Here is a 17,954-nt window from a genome sequence, read left to right as displayed (position 1 = left end):
TAACCGAACTGTCGGTATCACAGGCAAGGGCGAAGCCGAACGGATACAACTGTGGACGTGAGTACCCAGCCCCTGCCTGCCCCCGATGACGACGGTCGCGACCCGGTCGCCCCCGGTCGGTACGGCGACGAGGACCCCCGCAAGGCGAGGTCGCGGGCACGGCTGCTCGATGCTGCGACCGCACTGCTCGCGAAGGGCGGAGCGGAAGCGGTCACCATCGATGCGGTGACCGGACTGGCACGCGTCGCGCGGGCCACCCTCTACCGGCATTTCGCCAACGGCGAGGAACTCGTCGCGGCGGCCTTCGCGCGAATGCTGCCCCCGATCCCGCCCGTGCCGGACGGTGACCTGCGCGATCAGCTGGTGGCGCTGGTCGTCGCGCAGGCCCGGATCCTCGACGAGATCCCGATCCCGCTGACCGCGATGTGCTGGATGGGGCTCGGACCGGGGCTCGGGGACTACTCCAGCGCCGAGGCGCTGAGCCACGAACGCCCGGAACTGCTCTCGCTGCGTGAGCGTCTCGTCGAGCGGTACCGCGAGGCATTCGACCGCGTCTTCGTCACCCCGACCGCGCGGGAGCAGCTCGGTGACTTCGACTACGACCTCGCGCTCGCGCAGCTGATCGGGCCCGTCGTGTTCACGAAACTCGCGACCCTGCCGTCACTCGATCACGCGGCGTGCGAACGCATCGTCGACGACTTCCTGGCCGCACGGGGATGCCGCCCGGTCAGGAACGGGCCGCGCGCAGTACCGACGGTCGCAACCGATGAAAGTCCTTGACGCGTAGGTTCCGGATCGACCGCACCTCGAACTCGCCGGACGCGCGGAGCCGGTCGGCCAGTGCCGAATCGACGAGGATCGTGCCGGGGCGTGCCACACCGGTCAATCGCGCCGCGATGTTGACGACCGAGCCGAACAGGTCGCCGAACCGTGCCAGGGCCGGACCCCATGCCAGCCCCACCCTCAGCTCCGGGGCGTCCGGCCGGGCCCCGAACGACTCCTGCAGCGCCAGCGCGATCCGGGCTCCGTCGACGGGATCCTCCGCTGCGAACATCACCTCGTCGCCGACGGTCTTGATCACCCATCCGTGGCCCTGCGCGATGACGGTGGTCACAGCGGACTCGAACTCCTCGAGCAGGTCGCTGAGTTCGTCGGCCTCGATGCGGCTCGTCAGGCGCGTGTAGCCGACCATGTCGGCGAAACCCACGACCAGGTCGCGGCTCGTCGCGTCCTCGCGGGCCCGCACGATGTTGCGTTCGGTCGTCGCGACCAGGTGGCGGCGCCACACGAACATCTGGGTCTCCTCGACGAGTTGCAGGACGTCGCGCAGCAGGGTGCCGACGAACTCGTCGATCTCCGCGGGGGCCGGGGCGGTTCCCGCATAGGCCGTGTCGAGCCGGTCGAGGAGATGGGTGTTGAGCAGCGACACCTGCCATTCGGCGAGGCGGGACATCGACTGGCCGAGTGACCGCGCGGCGGGCACCTCCATGTCGGGGGAGACCGCGCCGCTGGAGACGAGCGCCGAGATGTTCCGCAGTGCCTGCACGTCCCCGTCGGTGAACATCACCGCACCCGGATCCGGGTCGACGGCGAAACCCAATGCCTGCCAAAGACGCTGGGCACGCTCGGTCGAAACCCCGGCGAGTTCCGCGGCCTGTCGCTGGGTGTAGCGGCGGTCGCCTCCGAGCAGGGAACGTTCGAATGCGCGCTGCACTCCTGTCAGCAACTCCGGGTCGAGCGACATGGTCGCCTCCGACACCGCCGACCCGCGGTCGTCCGTCTGCCGATCCGAAGCCTCCACGCCTGCTCTCCTCACCGCCGCCGGGGCGACCGACCACCTGCTCGGCGAACACCCACCGTTCACGCCGCGGACACGACGTGACCTTCGAAGAGTCGCACACGGTCGTGTCGTACCTCTGTGCGACAGTGTTCGCGATCCACCCACCCCGGGACCGAATTCACCCGAAGCCAGGAAGGACGTGGCATGCCGCCCCGCAGACGAGCCGGAGCAGACCACCTCAGCGACGAGCAGCTTGCCGAGCTGACCACCGCACTTGCTGAGGACCGGCGCGCGACCGTCTATCTCATCGAGGGTATTCCGAGTTTGGGCATCGAGCCGGGGACATCGGCGAAGGTCATCGGTATCGACGGTCGCACCGTCACGGTCCGGCCCAAGGGCGTCAACGACGAACTGCCCTTCGAATACGACGAACTGCGCCTGACCCGGCCGGCGACGCCGAAGTCCCGGGCCGCCGAGCCGACTCCGGCCGCGCCGCGCCCGTCCGCGAAACCGGCACCCGCTCCCGCACCGAAGCCGGCCGCCGCGTCCGTGTCGAAGCCCGCCGCCTCGAATCCGACACCGAAGCCCGCCTCGAACGCGGCGCCGAAGCCCGCGACGAAGGAGACCGCTGTGCCCACACCCCCCTCGCAGTCCGCCGAGCCCGCCCCGAAGCCGAAGACCGCGACCCGCAGGCCGAAGAAGCAGCCCGGCGTCAGCATCACGATCACGATCGACCCGGACAACGAATGGACGGTGGCGGTCGCACACGGTGCGCGACGGGTCGGAAAGCCCACGCCGGTCGGTCCGGACGCGGTCGAACGGGCCGTGCGGGAACTGGGTGACGAGACCGCGCTCGAGGCCGTGCAGTCGGTGATCGACGAGGCGCGGCAGGCCGCCGAGGAGCGGGTCGCTCAGCTCAGCGCTCAATTGGAGGAAGCCAAAAAAGCTCTGGAGAGCCTCGGAGCGACCGGCATCCAGATAGGCTGACTCGCTGACGCGGCCTGTCGTGGCCGGGCGGGAGGGGCCTAATGTTCAAGAAGTTGGCGATGGCGTTCGCGGCAACGATTGCCCTGATCGGAGGCGGCGCCGGGGTGGCGACGGCGGTACCCGGAGGGATACCGCTCGGCGGTGGGTCCGGCATCACGCTCGGTGACGGAACCACCGACATCTTCGACTGCACCCTGAGCACGATCGGTTACGACGCTGCCGGTCGTCTGGTCGGATTCACCGCGGCCCACTGCGGTGGCCCGGGCGCGACGGTCAAGTCCGAGCGCAACCTGGGCGCTGGCGTACTCGGCCGTGTGGTGGCCGGCAACGAGGCACTCGACTACGCGGTGATCCAGTTCGATCCGGGCAGGGTCACGCCGGTGAATCGGGTCGGGAACGTGACGATCACCGATGTGGGTGCGCCGCCGCAGTTCCCGAACCTGGCCTGCAAGGAGGGCCGCACCACCGGCAATACCTGTGGTCTCGTCTGGGGTGACGTGTTCGAGTCGCAGGAGACATGGACCCAGGTCTGCGTCGTCGAGGGCGACTCCGGTGCGCCTCTGGTCATCGGCACGACCCTCGTCGCGATGGTGAACGCGTACCTCGCAGCGCCGTGCATCGGCCCGGAGGTCGGCACCAACTTCAGCGCGATCCTGGCGGATGTGAACGCACGCGGCGGTGTCGGAAGCGGCTTCCGTCCCATCTGATTCCCGTGCTCGTGCGTGGTTCCGGTAGTTGCCGCTACCGAAACCACGCACGAGGGGTCAGACGCACACGGCGCCGATCGACGCGGACCCGACCAGCTTCGTGTACTTGGCGAGGACCCCGCGGGTGTACCTGGGCGGCAGCGGTTCCCAGCCGGTCCGGCGCTGCTCGAGTTCCGCGTCGTCGACGAGGAGATCGAGGGTGCCGTTCGCGACGTCGAGCCGGATCCGGTCGCCGTCGCGTACGAACGCGATCGGGCCCCCGTCGACGGCTTCCGGCGCGACGTGCCCGACGCACAAGCCGGTGGTGCCGCCGGAGAACCGGCCGTCGGTGAGCAGCAGGACGTCCTTGCCCAGACCCGCGCCCTTGATGGCTCCGGTGATGGCGAGCATTTCTCGCATCCCGGGCCCGCCCTTCGGACCTTCGTAGCGGATGACCACCACGTCGCCGGCGGTGATGGTGCCGTCCTCGAGGGCGTCCATCGCGGCCCGTTCCCGTTCGAAGACGCGCGCGGTGCCCTCGAACACCGATTCGTCGAATCCCGCGGACTTGACCACCGCGCCCTCCGGGGCGAGCGTGCCCCGCAGGATGGTGATGCCGCCGGTCGGATGGATGGGGTTGCCGAGTGCACGCAGCACCTTGCCGTCCGGGTCGGGCGGCGCGATGTCGGCGAGGTTCTCGGCCACGGTGCGTCCGGTGACGGTCAGGCAGTCGCCGTGCAGCAGACCGGCGTCGAGCAGGGCCTTCATGACCACGGGTACACCGCCGATGTGGTCGACGTCCTTCATGACGTGCGCCCCGAACGGTTTGACGTCGGCGAGGTGGGGGACCCGCGCGCCCACTCGGACGAAATCGTCGAGTGTCAGTTCCACGTCGGCTTCGTGCGCGATCGCCAGCAGATGCAGGACCGCGTTCGTCGAACCTCCGAATGCCATCACGACCGCGATGGCATTCTCGAATGCCTCCTTGGTGAGGATGTCGGCGGTGGTGATTCCGCGGCGCAGCAGGTCCACGACGGCCTGCCCGCTGCGGCGCGCGAAGCCGTCGCGTCGCCGGTCCGTGGCGGGCGGCGAAGCGCTGCCGGGCAGGGACATGCCGAGCGCTTCGGCGGCGCTGGCCATCGTGTTCGCGGTGTACATCCCGCCGCACGCGCCTTCGCCGGGGCAGATCGCTCGTTCGATGGCGTCGAGGTCGTCGCGGGACATCAGCCCCCGCGCGCACGCGCCGACCGCTTCGAACGCGTCGATGATCGTGACGTCGCGTTCGGTGCCGTCGGACAGCTTCGCCGTGCCGGGCAGGATCGATCCGGCGTAGAGGAACACGCCGGCCAGGTTCAGCCGTGCCGCGGCCATGAGCATCCCGGGTAGCGACTTGTCGCATCCGGCGAGCAGTACCGATCCGTCGAGACGCTCGGCCTGCATCACCGTCTCCACGCTGTCGGCGATCACCTCGCGGGAGACCAGCGAGAAGTGCATGCCCTCGTGTCCCATCGAGATGCCGTCGGAGACGGAGATGGTCCCGAATTCCAGCGGGTAGCCTCCCGCCGCGTGCACCCCGTCCTTGACGGCCCGGGCCAGGCGTTCCAGCGACAGGTTGCACGGGGTGATCTCGTTCCACGACGACGCGACCCCGATCTGCGGCTTGTCCCAGTCGTCGTCGCCCATGCCGACCGCGCGGAGCATGCCGCGGGAGGCCGCCTTCTCGAGACCGTCCGTGACGTCGCGGCTGCGGGGTTTGATGTCGGGGGCGCCTTCGCTCATGACGTGTCTCCTCGGGGGTCGCGGCCGGTCAGGGCGAGCAATCGGTCCTGCAGTGGTGCGTCGTCCGGGACCGGTACCGGGTCGGCGAACAGGCCGCTCGCCGCGAGCATGTCCTTCTGGGGCTGCAGGTCCGCCCACACCGCCGCCACCAGGTCCGGGTCGAGGCGGTCGTCGCCCCCGACGCCTCGGGCGAGATCCCAGGTGTGGATCGCGATGTCCGCGACCTGCTGTTTCAGATAGTTGAGGCAGGGCACGACGCCGTACGACAGGTGCACGGGAGCGTCCGGGGCGGTGGCTGCCCATGCGGTGGTCGCGGACTCGGCGTAGCGGGACCATTCGGCGCGCAGGTCGTCACCGATCGGCGCGAGCGAGGCTTCGGCTTCGGCGATGGTCATGCCCGCCAACAACGGCGGGATCCACCGCTGTTCGTCGACCATGTGCTCGACCAGTTGGGCGATGTCCCACTCGGTGTCCGGTGTGGGGGCCTTCCAGTCGGTCACCTGTGCGAGCCGCTCGGTGAATCCGCGGGCCGCCGTGCGCTGCAATTCGAGCCAGTCGACTGCCATGGATTCAGCGTAGGTCCGACGGTGTTGGGATCATCGCGATTTCAAGTCCTGCCTGCGTCGGGGATTTCGGGAAGGATCGAACGACGGATACGTGCCCGGGCTCCGCAGGCCCGGGAACCGAGGAATCACGAGGAGAGTTCATGCCCGTCCCCACCGTCGAACTGGCCCCCGGCCTGACCGTCAGCGCACAGGGCTACGGCGCCATGTCGGTCGCCCCCGTCTACGGCGGGACCGATCCCGACGCGGCGCTGGCGACGCTGCACCACGCCGTGGACCTGGGCGTGACGTTCATCGACACCGCCAATGTCTACGGCGACGGCCTCAGCGAGACCGTGGTCGGCAAGCTGCTGAAGGACCGCCGCGACGAGGTGCAGCTGGCCACCAAGTTCGGGCTGGTCGGCGCGCTGGGCGGCAGCACTCCCGCCGGCAACCGCCGCATCAACGGTCGTCCCGAGTACGCCCGGCAGGCGATCGACGAGTCGCTGCAGCGGCTGGGCGTCGACAGCGTCGACCTGTACTACCTGCACCGCGTCGACCCCGAGGTCCCGATCGAGGAGACGGTCGGCGCACTGGCCGAACTGGTCCGCGCCGGCAAGATCCGGAACATCGGACTGTCGGAGGCGACCGGCGACGAACTGCGCCGCGCGCACGCCGTCCATCCGATCGCGGCGATCCAGTCCGAGTGGAGCATCGTCTCGCGCGACGTCGAGAAGCACGTGGTCCCGACCGCCGCGGAACTCGGCATCGGGTTCGTGCCGTACTCGCCGGTGAGCCGCGGTCTGCTGACCGACGCGTTCGACGCGACGCAGATCGAGGAGAAGGACCTGCGTCGCCGGTTCCCGCGCTTTGCGGAGGATGCACTGCCGGGGAACCTGAAGGTGCGCGGTGAGGTCCGGGCGGTCGCCGACGAGCTCGACGCGACCATCGCGCAGGTGGCGCTGGCGTGGCTCGACGACAAGGCCCGCACGTTCGGGCTGCCGTCGGTGTCGATTCCGGGCACCCGTTTCGCCGAGCGGGTCACCGAGAACGTGGGTGCGCTGGACCTGACGCTCGACCGGGAGCAGGTCGCTCGCCTGGACGCGCTGGCGGATCTGGTGGTCGGTCAGCGGGCCGCCGACCCGACGTGGGTGTCCCTCGGCCGCGAGTAGTACCCGAAAGTAACCTGTCTGGACGGGTTAAGGTCTAGACATCATGAAGCGCGTGTGGCTGGTCTGGGGCATCGGAGTCTTCGCTTACGTCGTCGCAGTCCTGCACCGCACGGCCTTCGGTGTCTCGGGTCTGGCCGCAAGCGACCGGTTCGACGTCTCCCCGGCCGTCCTGTCCGGGTTCGTCGTCCTGCAGATCGTCGTCTACGCCGGCATGCAGATCCCGGCCGGGGTGCTGCTGGACAGGTTCGGTTCGCGCACGATGATCGCGACCGGCGCCGCGGTCATGGCGATCGCGCAACTCGTCCTCGCGACCACCGAATCGCTTCCCGTCGCCTACGCGGCCCGGGTGTTCGTCGGCGCCGGTGACGCGCTGACGTTCATCTCGGTGCTGCGGCTGGTTCCGGTGTGGTTCGAGCCGCGGCGGGTACCGCTGATGTCCCAGCTGACCGGCATCCTCGGTCAGCTGGGGCAGGTGCTCTCCGCGGTGCCGTTCGTCCTGATCCTGTCCGGCGCCGGCTGGACCGCCGCGTACGGAAGCGCCGCGGCGCTCGGCGTGCTCGCGTGTGTGCTGGTCGTCGCGATCGTGCGCGACGCACCGCCCGGCGTCGAGGTGCGCTCGGAACCGGCCGGTCTGCGCGCGGTCGGTGGGCAGATCGCCGTCGTGTGGAAGCGCCCGGGCACCCGGCTCGGGTTCTTCACGCACATGGGCACCCAGTTCTCGGTCACCACGTTCGCGCTGATGTGGGGCATCCCGTACCTGCAGTCCGCGCAGGGCCTGTCCGCCGCGGCGGCCGGTTCGCTGCTCACCGTGTCGGTGGCGACCGCCATCCTCGCCGGACCGATCCTCGGCGTGCTGTCGGGGCGGTTCCCGAACCACCGATCCTGGCTGGTGCTCGGCAGCGTGCTCGCCAGCGTCACCATGTGGTCGGTGGTGCTGGCGTTGCCGGGCCCCGCCCCGCTGTGGCTGCTGGTGCTGCTGATCATCGTCATCTCGGTCGGCGGCCCCGGTTCGATGATCGGCTTCGACTACGCCCGCGCCTTCAACCCGAGCACGGCGCTGGGCACCGCCAACGGCATCGTGAACATCGGCGGCTTCCTCGCGACCCTCATCGTCGTGCAGGTCATGGGTATCGTGCTCGAGCGGCTCGGCGGATACACGTTCGATTCTTTCCGGGTGGCCTGGCTGGCGCAGTACCCGATCTGGGCGATCGCGATCACCGGCATCCTGATCTCGCGCGGCAAGGCCCGCCGCGTCGCGGGGGTGTCACCCCGCACGCTTCGGCAGGTGCTGTTCGACCGTTCCGGCGGCCGTCGCAGAAAGCTGGCAGACTCGGACGAGAGCACGTTCGAGGAGGATTGACAGTGACAGCGGCGGTGGGCGACACGGATCACGGCGATCTGGTCGCTCTGCAGGATCCCGTGATCGACCCGATTTCCGAACACGAGCGTCCCCCGGTCGAGCTGCAGCGCGATATCCAGCGGTTCCTCATGGTGTACAAGTTCGGCATCGACGAGATGATGACGAAGATCAACATCCTGCGCGACGAGTTCTCGTACATCCACGACTACAACCCGATCGAGCACGTCAAATCGCGGCTCAAGTCCCCCGACTCGATCCTGCAGAAGGCTCGGCGCAAGGGCGTGCCGCGAAATCTCGAAGCCATTCGCGAGCACATCCGCGACATTGCGGGTATCCGCATCACGTGCAGTTTCACCTCCGATGTCTATCGGATCATGGAGATGATCACCCGGCAGGGCGACGTGGGTGTGGTCGAGATCGAGGACTACATCGAGCATCCCAAACCCAACGGCTACCGCAGTGTGCACGTGATCGTCGAGATCCCGGTGTTCATGTCCGACCGCGTCGAATCCGTGTACGTCGAACTGCAGATCCGCACGGTCGCAATGGATTTCTGGGCGAGTCTCGAGCACAAGATCTACTACAAGCACGACCGTGCCGTTCCCGACGAGCTGCGCGACGAACTGCGTCTCGCGGCCGACACCGCGCGCGACCTCGACCTGCGCATGGAGTCGCTGCACGAACGCGTCCACGGAACATTCTGATCGAAATCCGCACGGGCGGAAGGTATCCGCGCGCTGCCCGCACCGCGCGTTTGTCGTTTCGCTCGGTGGATTCCGTGACAGTCCGGACTCGTATCGGATCCGGGGAGCGCAAACTCATCGCGCCCGCTTCAGTGCACGGGCAACCCGAAAGCGATCGCGAAGTGGCGGTGGGCGCAGAAGTTCGACTGCGTCGGGCCGGGCGATGAGCGCGCGTCGATCGGGTTCGTCGCGCAGTTGCCTGAGGAGCCCGAGCAAAGTGTTGGGTTCGACAGGCAGTACGTGCGCCATCAGTGTGATCCTGTGCGCGTTGTCGTGCGGCGTTCGCGCGAACTCGGGTACGAACGCGGTGTGCAAGTCGATCGCAGGATGCTTGTCCGGACCGAAGTTCCCCCCGAGATCACCGACGTCGATGGCAGAGATTTCGTCCCAGGGAAGAAACAGTCGGGAAACCGTGGTGGAAAACAGTATTCGTCGTCGAACGTAGCGTTCGACACCGCCCTGATAAATGCTCACCGCTGTATCGATGCGGATCAGCGTGAACAACAGGATGAGGCTGATCGAGCCTGCCGCGAAGACCGCCATGAAGGTCGCATCGTCGCGAGTGTCGCGACCGGACGGAAGCAGAAATTCCCCGACGCCCAGGTGCCAGCCGATTGCGGCGGATGCGCCGTATGCGGCCCCACCGGCCAACGCTGTTGTCAGGAAGGGAACCAACTTCCGGCTCATCGGGATGTGCACTCCTGCGCCGTAGTCGGAATGTTCGCGGACGTGAACAGTGCTCGGCAGGCGGATATGTCGAAATCCTGATTCCCGGAACGAGACAAGGGAAAGCGAAAGCGTCACCGCTGCTCCACCGAAAAACCCGACGGACACGAACACGGGAGCGTGGGCCAGGTTGTGCAGGGAAAGAATGAGGCACAGCATTCCGATTCCCGAGAGCGCACACGACAGGAGGAGCGGTAACAGACGCAGGAACTGCGGCCACGGTGTGTGTTCCTCCCCGTCCGGAGTTGTTCCCACCCTCGGCGAATCGGATTCCGGCAGAGGCCCGGTCATTTGCACTCCAGTTCATAGGTGGTTTGCGGTGCTATTGCTCGAGCCACTGCCAACCTGCCTGCATGGACTTCGAAGTGAGGTATGTCGCGCCTGCACCGGCCAATGCGCCCGCCACCAGACCGACTGCGGTCCCTAAACCTGGAGCGATCATGGTTCCGAGAGCGGCGCCGCCCTTGGCCCCATAGAATGCAGCGCCGAAACCGACAGCAGAGCCGACGCTTTCCGTCACCACCGCTTGGGTCGGTTCCATGCCCCCTTCGATGTCGTTGTGGATGGCCGGGACGGTGCCGATTGCGGTAGCGAACGGTCCGAGCCCCCGCGCGACGCTTCGGGCGACGTCGTCGGCCGACGAAATCGCTGCGTTCAACAACCCCGTTCCGGTTGCGTCTGCCATCAGACCGATGGTCGAGGCTGCAACGGTGGCTTCCATGTCCGGTCGCCACGAAAACTCGCCGTTCTCGGAGCGAATGATCTTTCCGGGTATAGCTGCTCGACCTGCATCTTCGAGTGCTGTTACCGCAGTTCCGATTCGGGCAGATGCGTCGACGGCGGCAGCTTCGGCCTGGAGGAGTCCTTCGAGGACCGCGACGGTGAGCACAGCGGCATCCCGCTCGAGCCGGACTCGGGCGATCTCGAAGCTTTCCCGGTCCGGAAGAAGTAGTTGCAGCAGAGCGATCTGGGAGGACGCATCGACGATGCCGTCGTCGTGGACAGTGAACTCCTGTTGCTCGGCGCTGCGCACGACCGCCGTCAGATGCGTGCGCGCACCTTCGACGATGACGGCGCCTGTGCGATAGGCGTCTGCGACCTGTTGGAGAGCCCCGGCGATTGCGCTGCCCAGTGACCTTTCACGCACGATTCGTGCGGCCGCAGAACTTGCGGCATCACTCGTCCACTGCTCGGCGAGTGCGTCCTGGTCGTCGACGAGGCTTCTGAGGCGTCCGTCCAACTTCGCGACGAGTCCGTCGAGAGAGCCTGCCGTCCCCCGCAGCGCGTCGGGATTCCAGGCGGCTACGGCGGAGACCGTCGGCGTCACCGGGGCAGATCCATCGCGGAGAGTGCGGCAACGAAATCAGCTTCGGTGATCTCGTAGTCGTTCGCGGAGCCGTCGGCGAGGTCGGCGATCTCCAGCAACCGCGAGTGCACGTTGCTCAGTGCGAATGCAGCTGCCAGATTCGTGCGGACACACAGTTCTGCGAAATCGGTTCCGGGAAGCGCCGATTGCGACTGTTCGAACGGTTCTCCGATATTCCATTCGGCGATAGCTTCGGCCGTGCCGGTGACGGATGCGGCAAACGCACGTAGTGCCTCCGGATCGACCTTCAACGTCACTGTCCCCCCGAACAGAATCCCCCGATGTGTTCCGTCGAACCATAGCAAACGATGTGCCAGCCATCGGCGGCCAAGTAATGCCGATGGAATCCGCACGGGCGGAAGATATCCGCGCGCTGCCGACACCGCGCTGCTGTCCTTCCGCTCGGTGAATACAGAAACGCCCCCGCGGTTCCGGACGGAAACCGCGGGGGCGTCTGAGCTCAGGATCTACTTGTAGGAGTAGAAGCCCTCACCGGTCTTGCGGCCGAGGCGACCGGCGTCGACCATGCGGCGCAGCAGCGCCGGCGGCGCGAGGTGCGGCTCGGCGAACTCGTCGTACAGCGACTGTGCCGCGTTGAGCGCGACATCGAGGCCGACGGTGTCGAGCAGCGTGAGCGGACCCATCGGGTAGCCGCAGCCACCCTTCATCGCGGCGTCGATGTCTTCCTTCGTCGCGTAGCCCGACTCGAGCATCCGCACCGCCTGGCACAGGTACGGGATGAGAAGGGCGTTGACGATGAAGCCGGCGCGGTCGCCCGCGCGGACCGCCGTCTTGCCGAGGGTGTTCTTGACGTAGTCGAAGACGACGTTCGCGGCCTCTTCGTCGGTGGTGAGAGCCGAGATGACCTCGACCAGCGGCATCACCGGCACCGGGTTGAAGAAGTGGACGCCGACGACCTGGCCCGGGCGCTTCGTCGCCTGGGCCATCTTGATGACCGCGAGCGACGACGTGTTCGTCGCCAGGATGGCGCCCGGCTTCACGACCGCGTCGAGCTTGGCGAAGATGTCGGTCTTCAGGGACTCGATCTCGGGTGCGGCCTCGATGACCAGGTCGCGGTCGGCGAGATCGGCCATGTCGGTGGTGACGCGGACTCGCGCGACGGCGGCGTCGGCGTCCTCCTGGCTGATCTTGCCGCGGGCGACACCCTTGTTGATCGAAGTGGTGACGCGGTCGAGGGCCTTGGCGGCGAACTCTTCGCTCGTTTCGAGCACGATCACGTCACTGCCGGCCTTGGCGCACACCTCGGCGATGCCGGCGCCCATCGTGCCGCCGCCGACCACGCCTACCAGTTCAATTGCCACGAAATACTCCTCGGAGACGAAAGTTTGTCCAGACGAAAGTACTGCGGCGGGTTCAGCGGAGCAGCGCGCGGGACATGACGACGCGCTGGATCTGGTTGGTGCCCTCGTAGATCTGGGTGATCTTGGCGTCGCGCATCATGCGCTCGACGGGGAAGTCGGTGGTGTAGCCGGCACCGCCGAACAGCTGCACGGCGTCGGTGGTGACCTCCATGGCGACATCCGAGGCGAAGCACTTCGCGGCGGCGGAGATGAAGCCGAGGTTGCCCTCGCCGCGCTCGGCGCGAGCTGCGGACGTGTAGACCATCAGGCGGGCGGCCTCGACCTTCATGGCCATGTCGGCGAGCATGAACTGCACGCCCTGGTTGTCGGCGATCGGCCGGCCGAACTGCTTGCGCTCCTTGACGTAGGCGAGCGCCGCGTCGAGCGCACCCTGGGCGAGGCCGACGGCCTGCGCGCCGATGGTCGGGCGGGTGTGGTCGAGGGTCGCGAGCGCGGTCTTGAAGCCGGTGCCGGGCTCGCCGACGATGCGGTCGCCGGGAATGCGGCAGTTCTCGAAGTACAGCTCGGCGGTCGGGGAGCCCTTGATGCCGAGCTTCTTCTCCTTCGGGCCGACGACGAAGCCCTCGTCGTCCTTGTGGACCATGAACGACGAGATGCCGTTGGCGCCCTTCTCCGGGTCGGTGACGGCCATGACCGTGTACCACGTGGACTTGCCGCCGTTGGTGATCCAGCACTTGGAGCCGTTGAGGATCCAGTCGTCGCCGTCGGCCTTCGCGCGGGTGCGCATCGACGCGGCGTCGGAGCCGGCCTCACGCTCGGACAGCGCGTAGGAGGCCATCGCACCGTTGACGATGTCCGGCAGCACCTTCGCCTTGAGCTCGTCGGAGCCGCGCAGGATCAGGCCCATGGTGCCGAGCTTGTTGACGGCGGGGATCAGCGACGAGGAGCCACACACGCGGGCTACCTCTTCGATGACGATGCACGCGGCGATCGAATCGGCGCCCTGGCCCTCGAACTGCTCAGGCACGTGGATCGCGTTGAAGCCGGACTTGTTGAGGGCGTCGAGGGCCTCCTGCGGGAAGCGGGAGTTCTCGTCGACGTCCTTGGCGTAGGGGGCGATTTCCTTCTCGGACAGCGCGCGGATGGCCTCACGCAGGGCGTCGTGCTCGTCGCTGAGCTTGAACAGATCGAAATCGGCGTTGAGAGCCATGAGGGTGGAACTCCTATCGGCACGCGGTGCCATTCGTGAGGGTGGATCCGCGGCCCTTTCTCGATAGTCGGGCTCGCGACGTCACGGAATCACCCAATTCTAAACACGGCACGGAGTGCCAGGTCAATGGGTGTCGTGCGTGCTTTCGGTAGCGGGGGCTACCGAAAGCACGCACGGAGGAGCGGGGTCAGCCGCCGAGCTGGCGACGGACCTGCTCGGCGATCTCGTCGGGGGACGTGCCGATCGGGTACGTCAGAACCGTCACGGCACGCGGTGCCGAGTCCACCGCCGGCGCCTCGATACCGGGCACCACCCCGAACGTCAGCCGGAGCTCGAACAGCTCGCGTGCCAGCGCCTCGGCCGTCGCGGTCTCGTCCCCGCGGATCATCGCCCGCAGCAGGTAGTTGTGCGCCGACGTGATCGCCGCGGCGTAACTGACGATGCGGATGGGCTTCTCACCGGGCACGGCGGACCGCAGGTATTCGGTGAACAACCGCTCGTACCGATAGGTGGTGACGAGCTCGCGGTCGCGCAGCGCAGGAACCCGCTGCACCACCCGATACCGCCACACCGCGAGTTCCCGGCGATCCCGGAAATGCCGGAACACCAGCTGCGCGGCGTCGCAGGTCGCCGCCCACGGGTCGTCGAACTCGCGCGACAGATAGGCGGCGACCTGCTCGAGCAGCGACTCGTGGTCGGCGAAGATCACGTCCTCCTTCGACCGGAACTGCCGGAAGAAGGTGCGCCGGGACACCCCGGCGGCCGACGCGATCTGCTCGACCGTCGTCGACTCGTAGCCGTGCTCGGAGAACAATCGGATGGCCTGCGTGACCACGTGTACCCGGAACTGGGCAGGGTCGGGTCCCGCCGACTCGGAACGTCGCGCGGTACCGGATCCGGAGGTCATGGTTGTCGATTATCCAAGGTCACGCCTGAGCGTCCTGCGAAGCCCGCAATTCGAACTTGAGGATCTTGCCGGTCGGCGTGCGCGGCAGATCGTGCGGGAACACGATGTCACGCGGCACCTTGTACCCCGCGAGCTGCGCGCGCACGTGCGCGATGATCTCCTCGGCGGTGACGGATTCGCCCGGCTTGCGGATCACGAACGCCCGCGGCCGCTCGCCCCACTTCTCGTCCGGCACCCCGACGACGGCGACGTCCAGCACCGCCGGGTGGTTGACGATCGCCTGCTCCACCTCGACCGTCGAGATGTTCTCGCCGCCCGAGATGATGATGTCCTTCGCCCGGTCCTTGAGCTGGATGTAGCCGTCGGGATACATCACGCCGAGGTCGCCGGTGTGGAACCAACCGCCGGCGAATGCCTCGGCCGTCGCCTCCGGGTCCTTGTAGTACCCGAGCATCACGTTGTTGCCGCGCAGCACGATCTCACCCATCGTCTGCCCGTCCGCCGGCACGTCGTTCATCTCCGAATCGACCACGCGGGCGTTCTCCGCCTGCAGCATGCCCACGCCCTGCCGCGACAGCAGCGCCGCCCGCTCCTCGGCGGGCTTGTCGTCCCACGACTCCTGGTACTCACAGATCGTGTACGGCCCGTACACCTCGGTCAGCCCGTACACGTGCACGACGGTGATCCCGATGGCGTCGAGCTGCGCGATCACCGTCGGCGACGGCGGCGCACCGGCCGTGGTGATCCGCAGCGGCCGGTCCAGGACGTGTGCCTGCTCGGCGTTCGCGATCGTCGAGCACACCGCCGGTGCACCGCACAGATTGGTGACGCCGAGGTTGTCGATGGCGTCCCACACGGCGTCGGCCCGCACCGCCCGCAGGCAGATGTGGGTGCCGCCGGCCGCGGTGACCGCCCACGGCGTGCACCAGCCGTTGCAATGGAACATCGGCAGCGTCCACAGGTACTTCGTCTTGCCGTCGAACCCGTTGTGGAAGGTCTCGCCCATCGAGTTGAGGTACGCCCCGCGGTGGGTGTACATCACGCCCTTGGGCTTGCCGGTGGTGCCCGACGTGTAGTTGATCGCGATGACCTGCTGTTCGTCGTCGACGGTCCACGGCAGCGGCGTGCCGTCGGTGTCGGCGGAGGCGAGGAACTCGTCGTAGCGAGCGGTGACGATCCCGGCGGGCACGTCCGGATATGGCACCGTCGAGTCCGGCACCTCGATGATTTCGGCGACGGACGGCACGTTCGCCGCGACCCCCGAGACCGATCCGACCAGCTCGGAATCGACGAAGAGCAGCGAACTCTCCGAGTGGTTCAGGATGTACTCGAGTTCCGGTCCGGCCAGCCGGGAATTGAGCGCGATGAGCACACCGCCGGCGAGCGGCACCGCGAAGTGCGCGATCAGCAGTTCCGGCACGTTCGGCGCCAGGAACGCGACGCGGTCGCCGGGCTTGATGCGGGCGCGCAGTGCCTGCGCGAACCGCTGGGCCTCCGCGGCGAACTCGGCGTACGAGTAGCGACGGTCGCCGTGCACGATGGCGACCCGATCCGGGAACACGGACGCGGACCGCTCCAGGAACCGCAACGGACTGAGCGGGGAGTGGTTGGCGGTATGCGCCGTCGGCGTGGACACGATGACCTCCGGGGACGTGGGCTCAGCGGGAAAAGCGGGCAACTGTGATGGCAGCAACACCGGTCGGTTTGGAGGCTATGGGCCACGATCGACGGCCCGCTACCCTCTGAAGTGGGTAGTCGAGCGGTTTGCTGGCGGAAGGATTCGTCGATGACCAACGCATGGACCGATCCCCAGCCGATCGGCCGGCTCCGGCCCAGCGACGAGGACGCACTGCGCGCCCAACTGCGACTGCTCCAGATCTCCACCGGACTGCCCGTCCTCTTCGGCGGCGCCGTCCACGGCCGGGACATGACCCTGTCCGGATTCGTCGGGACCCGCAGCAACATCCTGCGCAACCTCGTCATCAGCTCCGAGTGCGGTGTCGGGGGCCGGGCCATCGCCGAGCAGCGGCCGGTCTCGATCGCCGACTATTTCGCTTCCGACCGCATCACCCACGACTACGACCCGCAGGTGGCGGGTGAGGGCATCGAATCGCTGCTCGCCGCACCCGTCGTCGTGCGCGGGCGTACCCGCGCCACGCTCTACGGCGGTCTCCGGGTCAACATGCCGATCGGCGACACGGTCGCGGAGAAGGTGATGGCCGGTGCGCGGGCGCTGGCCCGTGAGATCGAGATCCGGGACGAGGTGGATCGCCGAGTCGAACTCCTCGAGAACGCACGGGACGCGGGCGCCGGATCGACGGGAGTCTCGGCGTCGGTCTCGGAGGGCATCACCGAGAGCTACCTGGCACTGAGGGAGATCGCGGCGCAGACGTCCGACCCGGCGCTGGAAGCACAGTTGCGTGCGGTCGGGGAGAAGCTCCGCAGCCTGACCGCGGGCCGGGCGCCGGCCGCCGCGCGGGTGCACCTGTCCGAACGCGAACGCGACGTGCTCGGCTACGTCGCGCTGGGATGCCGCAACGCGGAGATCGCCGAGCGTCTGTCGCTCAGCCTCGAGACGGTCAAGAGCTACATGCGGAATCTGATGGGCAAGCTCGAGGTGCACAGCCGGCACGAGGCCGTCGTCGAAGCGCGTCGGCAGGGATTGTTGCCGTGACCGAATCGCAGGGTCAGGCTGTGCCGCGGATCGGCCAGGCCCCGTCGACGTCGGAGGCCTCGCGGCCCAGCTCCCGCAGATACTCGGCGAAGTTGCGCTGCCGCTCGGCGTGCCACGCCGCCTGATCGGCCATGATGTCCAGCTCGGCGAGTTGCGGGAAACGTTCGACGAGCGCGCGGGTGAGGAACCCGGCGGCGAGTGCGTCCGCCTCGGCTTCGTGCGCCGCGGAGAGCGCGACCCCGTACGCCTCGCACACCGCCTGCAGCGTGCGCTTCCCCTCCCGCGACCGATCCATCTCCCGATCGATCACATAGGGGTCGACGACGGTGCCCGTCACGAGTGGGGCGAGCCCCAGCCGGCGACCTTCCGCGTCGATCACCGTCAGGTCGTAGCTCGCATTGAACGCGACGACGATGTGGTCGCGCACCCAGGCCTCGCACAGCGCCTCCCGGATCTGCGCGTATCCGCTCGCGTAGTCCTGCCCCTCGGCGCGGGCGCGTTCCGTGGTGATCCCGTGGATCGCGACCGTCTCGTCCGGTATCGGGATGCCGGGGTCGAGCAGCCACGTTCTCGACTCGATGCGATCGCCGTCGAACGTTGCGACACAGGCCGACACGATGCGCGCGGTCCGCGGATCCCGATCGGTCGTCTCGAGGTCGAACGCACAGATCGGGCGGTCGGGCCAGCGCATCATCCGTGG

At 67.8% G+C, this 17,954-nt stretch carries 18 protein-coding genes; 7 read left to right on the top strand and 11 right to left on the bottom strand.

The window, feature by feature from the left end; translation table 11 throughout:
* Positions 1 to 72: 72 nt before the first annotated feature.
* Entirely contained in the window at positions 73 to 780 is a 708-nt protein-coding gene (locus tag ACWDTS_RS18920; protein WP_197252819.1) for a TetR/AcrR family transcriptional regulator, read from the top strand.
* Here the strand turns inward: ACWDTS_RS18920 and ACWDTS_RS18915 are convergent.
* Entirely contained in the window at positions 728 to 1,744 is a 1,017-nt protein-coding gene (locus ACWDTS_RS18915; protein ID WP_450118826.1) for an adenylate/guanylate cyclase domain-containing protein, read from the bottom strand. The genes ACWDTS_RS18920 and ACWDTS_RS18915 overlap by 53 nt on opposite strands.
* A 240-nt stretch (positions 1,745 to 1,984) precedes the next feature.
* Here ACWDTS_RS18915 and ACWDTS_RS18910 point away from each other — a divergent pair, with 240 nt between their 5' ends.
* Both ACWDTS_RS18910 and ACWDTS_RS18905 read left to right on the top strand, forming a co-directional pair.
* A complete protein-coding gene (locus ACWDTS_RS18910) occupies positions 1,985 to 2,767 on the top strand; it encodes a DUF6319 family protein (RefSeq protein WP_450109888.1) in 783 nt (260 codons plus the stop codon).
* Positions 2,768 to 2,808: 41 nt separating this feature from the next.
* Positions 2,809 to 3,474: a chymotrypsin family serine protease gene (locus ACWDTS_RS18905; protein WP_197257428.1), complete on the top strand. Its 666-nt coding sequence runs from the start codon at positions 2,809 to 2,811 to the stop codon at positions 3,472 to 3,474.
* A 57-nt stretch (positions 3,475 to 3,531) separates the two neighbouring features.
* Here ACWDTS_RS18905 and ilvD read toward each other — a convergent pair whose 3' ends face one another.
* Both ilvD and ACWDTS_RS18895 read right to left on the bottom strand, forming a co-directional pair.
* Positions 3,532 to 5,232 carry a dihydroxy-acid dehydratase gene (gene ilvD / locus ACWDTS_RS18900; protein ID WP_450109887.1) on the bottom strand — a complete coding sequence of 567 codons (1,701 nt, stop codon included), beginning with the start codon at positions 5,230 to 5,232 and terminating at the stop codon, positions 3,532 to 3,534.
* Positions 5,229 to 5,798 (bottom strand): TIGR03086 family metal-binding protein, encoded by a 570-nt coding sequence (locus ACWDTS_RS18895; RefSeq protein WP_450109886.1) that lies wholly within the window; start codon positions 5,796 to 5,798, stop codon positions 5,229 to 5,231. Before ACWDTS_RS18895 ends, ilvD begins: the two co-directional genes overlap by 4 nt.
* Positions 5,799 to 5,938: 140 nt before the next feature.
* On the opposite strand from ACWDTS_RS18895, the gene ACWDTS_RS18890 reads away from it, so the two are divergent.
* From ACWDTS_RS18890 to ACWDTS_RS18880, 3 genes are read left to right on the top strand one after another with little or no spacing between them, the layout of a single operon-like run.
* Positions 5,939 to 6,946, top strand: a complete 1,008-nt coding sequence (locus ACWDTS_RS18890) for an aldo/keto reductase (RefSeq protein WP_450109885.1) — start codon at positions 5,939 to 5,941, stop codon at positions 6,944 to 6,946.
* A gap of 43 nt (positions 6,947 to 6,989) precedes the next feature.
* On the top strand, positions 6,990 to 8,306 hold the full coding sequence (locus tag ACWDTS_RS18885) for an MFS transporter (RefSeq protein ID WP_450109884.1): 1,317 nt from the start codon (positions 6,990 to 6,992) through the stop codon (positions 8,304 to 8,306).
* Between the two features lie 59 nt (positions 8,307 to 8,365).
* Entirely contained in the window at positions 8,366 to 9,010 is a 645-nt protein-coding gene (locus ACWDTS_RS18880; RefSeq protein ID WP_450109945.1) for a GTP pyrophosphokinase, read from the top strand.
* A gap of 114 nt (positions 9,011 to 9,124) precedes the next feature.
* Here ACWDTS_RS18880 and ACWDTS_RS18875 read toward each other — a convergent pair whose 3' ends face one another.
* The 7 genes from ACWDTS_RS18875 to ACWDTS_RS18845 all read right to left on the bottom strand — a co-directional run bounded on the left by ACWDTS_RS18875 (position 9,125) and on the right by ACWDTS_RS18845 (position 16,216).
* Positions 9,125 to 10,066: a hypothetical protein gene (locus ACWDTS_RS18875; protein WP_450109883.1), complete on the bottom strand. Its 942-nt coding sequence runs from the start codon at positions 10,064 to 10,066 to the stop codon at positions 9,125 to 9,127.
* Between the two features lie 31 nt (positions 10,067 to 10,097).
* Positions 10,098 to 11,102, bottom strand: a complete 1,005-nt coding sequence (locus tag ACWDTS_RS18870; protein ID WP_450109882.1) for a hypothetical protein — start codon at positions 11,100 to 11,102, stop codon at positions 10,098 to 10,100.
* Positions 11,099 to 11,524, bottom strand: a complete 426-nt coding sequence (locus ACWDTS_RS18865; RefSeq protein WP_450118798.1) for a hypothetical protein — start codon at positions 11,522 to 11,524, stop codon at positions 11,099 to 11,101. The genes ACWDTS_RS18870 and ACWDTS_RS18865 overlap by 4 nt, the downstream gene beginning before the upstream one ends.
* Before the next feature lie 84 nt (positions 11,525 to 11,608).
* Positions 11,609 to 12,457: a 3-hydroxybutyryl-CoA dehydrogenase gene (locus tag ACWDTS_RS18860; protein WP_248673483.1), complete on the bottom strand. Its 849-nt coding sequence runs from the start codon at positions 12,455 to 12,457 to the stop codon at positions 11,609 to 11,611.
* Positions 12,458 to 12,515: 58 nt separating this feature from the next.
* The gene (locus tag ACWDTS_RS18855; RefSeq protein WP_248673451.1) at positions 12,516 to 13,673 is read right to left on the bottom strand and encodes an acyl-CoA dehydrogenase; all 1,158 of its coding nucleotides are present in this window, start codon (positions 13,671 to 13,673) and stop codon (positions 12,516 to 12,518) included.
* A gap of 187 nt (positions 13,674 to 13,860) precedes the next feature.
* Positions 13,861 to 14,580, bottom strand: coding sequence for a TetR family transcriptional regulator (locus tag ACWDTS_RS18850; protein WP_197257431.1), 720 nt, complete (start codon positions 14,578 to 14,580; stop codon positions 13,861 to 13,863).
* Positions 14,581 to 14,599: 19 nt separating this feature from the next.
* Complete coding sequence (locus ACWDTS_RS18845) at positions 14,600 to 16,216, bottom strand: acyl--CoA ligase family protein (protein WP_450118797.1); 1,617 nt, start codon at positions 16,214 to 16,216, stop codon at positions 14,600 to 14,602.
* 150 nt (positions 16,217 to 16,366) lie between these two features.
* Between ACWDTS_RS18845 and ACWDTS_RS18840 the strand changes: the two genes are divergently transcribed.
* Positions 16,367 to 17,254 (top strand): LuxR C-terminal-related transcriptional regulator, encoded by an 888-nt coding sequence (locus ACWDTS_RS18840; RefSeq protein ID WP_248673449.1) that lies wholly within the window; start codon positions 16,367 to 16,369, stop codon positions 17,252 to 17,254.
* A gap of 13 nt (positions 17,255 to 17,267) precedes the next feature.
* On the opposite strand, the gene ACWDTS_RS18835 is transcribed toward ACWDTS_RS18840, so the two are convergent.
* Positions 17,268 to 17,948, bottom strand: coding sequence for an exonuclease domain-containing protein (locus tag ACWDTS_RS18835; RefSeq protein ID WP_450118796.1), 681 nt, complete (start codon positions 17,946 to 17,948; stop codon positions 17,268 to 17,270).
* Positions 17,949 to 17,954 lie beyond the last annotated feature (6 nt).

Source organism: Rhodococcus sp. NPDC003383 (assembly GCF_053589115.1).
Note: the sequence above shows the minus strand (reverse complement) of the source record. Positions and strands in the feature narration are given on the sequence as shown.